At 52.8% G+C, this 2,422-nt stretch carries 1 protein-coding gene and 1 pseudogene; one reads left to right on the top strand and one right to left on the bottom strand.

What is annotated here, in order from left to right:
• Nucleotides 1-31: 31 nt before the first annotated feature.
• A complete protein-coding gene (locus tag ACPLUI_RS13110; RefSeq protein ID WP_424660699.1) occupies nucleotides 32-2,011 on the bottom strand; it encodes a glycosyltransferase in 1,980 nt (659 codons plus the stop codon).
• A gap of 127 nt (nucleotides 2,012-2,138) precedes the next feature.
• Between ACPLUI_RS13110 and ACPLUI_RS13105 the strand changes: the two are divergent.
• Nucleotides 2,139-2,422 (top strand): annotated as a pseudogene (locus ACPLUI_RS13105) (DUF6385 domain-containing protein); the annotation flags it as partial.

Raw genomic sequence — 2,422 nt, 5'->3', positions numbered from 1 at the left:
CACACGATCATCGCTAAAGCTACGGTTGGTGTCATGCTTCCCGGGTTGCCTCCTCCAAGAGCCTGCGTAGAACAGGTAGCTCGGGGTATTTATCAATGGCTTCCCGCAGGATTTCCCGGCGCATCTTTTCATAAAGTCTGATCAGGCTGACATAATACCGCGGTTCTGCTGGATCCAGCACCAGGGCCCGTCTATAAAGTTCCCCGGCTTCAATGCAGGCGTTTTGACGCTCTTTAATTTCTGCAAGGGTAAAAAGTGTTTCGGGACATTCCGGGTTGGTCTCCAGGTAAAGACCCAGGTAATATTCTGCGGTCTTAAGGTGGCCGTACCGGTAAAACAGCTGGCCCACGGCCCGGGCGTTCCTGCTCAGACACTCCCGGGATAAACCGTCCAATAGCGACTCGGCCCGTTCTTTCTCGCCCAGATCAAGCGCCCGCATTACGATATCAAGGAGCAGTGAAATCCCCTCATCACCCAGGGTAATCCCGGGCTTATGGCGCCTGCCCTGGGAAGAATCTCTCAACATGCCCACCACCATACCGGTGTCCCGGGAAAGTCCGAGGGCGAACAAATCTTCCACCAGGGGCCGTACTTTCCGGCGATTCCCTTGAAACCAGAAGCACAGGATTTGATTCAGTTTGGCCAGCGGGTAAAGCCGGTGGCCAGGTCCAAACCCCTCAAGGATGCGCAGGGCTTCCAGGTAACGCTTCAGCTGGATCAGGCAAATTGCTTTCCACAACAGAATTTCCGGTGGAGATTCCTGCTGATCCATGCCCCGCTCCAGGTATTCCAGGGCAAGCTTGTAGGCGGACTGGCGGAAAAGGATTTGCCCCATCAGGAGGTTGGCCTGGGGAGTACAAAATTCACAAAGCTGTTCCAGGCACTTTTTTGCATAAACCGGATCTTCTTGTGGTTTTAAGAGGCGCGTGATGCTTTCCAGGGCGGGGGTAAAGTGGGGATTATCCCTCAGGCTCGAGATATAATAACGCATGGCTTCTTCGTGGTTTAAAAAGACTTCTGCCAGCTGTCCAAGCTGGTAGAGAGAACGGAAACCCCGTGTCCCGCCGAAAGGAGCGTAGTGGGCCGGCTGTTCGGGCATCGAGAGGGCCTTTTGAAAAAACTCGTACGCCCGCCCGTAATCTTTTTGTTCGTAGCTGATCAACCCGCCATAATAATAGAGGTCTGCGTAGTTAGGGAAAAGCTCCAGACCCAGTTGGACAATTTCTAAAGCCTGTTCGGGCTTGCGGGCGGCATGGTAGGCCAGCACGATGTAACGCAGGAGTTTGGGCAGGTAGATGGTGTTCGGATCGATACCATTGGCCGCCCTGACCAGTTCTGCTGCTGCTTCATCAAACCTTTCCGCCCGGTACAGCTCCACACCGTAGTGATAGCGAAGGTGGCGGTTGTCCGGATTCCGGTTTAGCTCCTGGCTGAGTAGAGCCAGGTTCCGGTTCTTTTTATCCTTCGCTTCAATTTGCCGGTCCAGGTAGCCGTAATGCAGGATCACCAGGTCCTCGGCTATCTGGTACCTGGCCTGGCTGTTTCGTTCCAAGATCACATCTGCGATTTGCTCGTGAATGGCCCCCCGGAACCGGTAGTCCGGCCGGTTCCGGAATAAACGGAAGACCAGATCCGGGCAGGTTTCAACCCACCCCTCGTTGCCTACATAGTTGATTATCTTGACAAAATAACCATCCACATCGTCTTTTGCGGTCAAAGTGTGCAGCACTTCCCTACTTTCCCGAGCCAGTTCTTCATCGGCGTCTAAAAACAAAATCCAGTCTCCAGTGGCCAGTTCAAGCGAGGCATTGCGGGCATCACTGAAGTTGTCGTTCCAGGGAAAAGAGTGAACCAGTGCACCAAATTCCCTGGCTATTTGGCAAGTACCGTCGGTAGAGCCCGTATCTACAACAATTATTTCGTCCACGGTCCCGGCCACACTTTGAAGGCAGCGGCGTATGTTTTGTTCTTCGTCCTTTACAATCATGCACAAGCTGATTCTGGACTCCATGAGCTCTCATACCTCGTTCAGTAAATAGTTTTTTTGTTAATTTATGCACAGGGCCTGTGACCTTCCACAATTATGAAGAATATCCTATAGCAAAACGTAAAAATTTACCATAGGAAGGAGGAAGCTTGTGCCAAACTATAAAATTTTTCAAGACAATCCAGATAAAGCACGTATAAAAATCTTTGGTAGCCAGAATGTAGCCTTAAATACCGACTCATCAGGTAACCTGAGCATCACCAGCACGGGTCTGGCCATCACCGCACCTGCTAACGGGTTGCTGGTAACGGCACCGGCTACCGGCTTGTCGATCACGCCGCCGGCCGGTGGTCTGGCCATCACGAGCACGGGTCTGGCCGTCACCGCACCTGCTAACGGGTTGCTGGTAACGGCACCGGCTACCGGCTTGTCGAT

Source organism: Desulfofundulus sp. (assembly GCF_049701015.1).
Lineage (GTDB): Bacteria > Bacillota > Desulfotomaculia > Desulfotomaculales > Desulfovirgulaceae > Desulfofundulus.
The sequence above is the reverse complement of the archived record's forward strand: the minus strand, read 5'-3'. Positions and strand labels throughout refer to the sequence as shown.